2 pseudogenes are annotated in these 598 nt (G+C 54.3%); one reads left to right on the forward strand and one right to left on the reverse strand.

Going from position 1 to position 598, the window contains the following annotated elements:
- Positions 1 to 532 (forward strand): annotated as a pseudogene (locus ACWHAR_RS29570) (NAD(P)H-dependent flavin oxidoreductase); the annotation flags it as partial.
- Here the strand turns inward: ACWHAR_RS29570 and ACWHAR_RS29575 are convergent.
- Positions 512 to 598: pseudogene (locus ACWHAR_RS29575) on the reverse strand (protein-glutamine gamma-glutamyltransferase); the annotation flags it as partial. The pseudogenes ACWHAR_RS29570 and ACWHAR_RS29575 overlap by 21 nt on opposite strands.

The following is a 598-nucleotide window of genomic DNA, read 5'->3' on the forward strand; positions in this document are numbered from 1 at the left end:
GGGCGGCCACAGGGGAGCCTTCTTGAAAACGAAGGGAGAGCCTGCTGTCGGCTCGATGTCCTTAATTCCCCAAGCGGCAGATCATGTGTCGGTTCCGGTTATCGCAGCGGGCGGCATTTTTGACAAAAGAGGTGTTGCTGCAGCTTTTGCCCTCGGCGCACAGGGCGTTCAAATCGGTACCGCTTTTTTGACGTGCGAAGAAAGCGGAACACACCCTGCCTACAAACAAAAATTGTTCGAAGCGGTTGAAACCGACACAAGCCTGACCCGTTTGTTCTCGGGGAAGCCGGCAAGAGGCATCGTCAATCAGTGGATGGAAGACAGACGCCAGGAAGAAGCTGAAGCGCTGCCTTATCCTCTGCAAAACACGCTGACGCAACCGATGAGAAAACAGGCGAAGCTTGACGGGAATACGGATAACATGTCATTGTGGGCCGGATAGAGCGTGCGGGCCACCGTCGAGCAAACGACGGTGAAGGAGCTGATGGATCAGCTTGTGCCGGCCGATGTGCTATCTGATCATTTGAATTAATGCCGGAATATCAACCCGCGTCACTTGGGAAAGCAGATAGGCGGACGTCTGTGCATGAGGCTTTCT

It is taken from the genome of Bacillus sp. LR--39 (assembly GCF_053613335.1).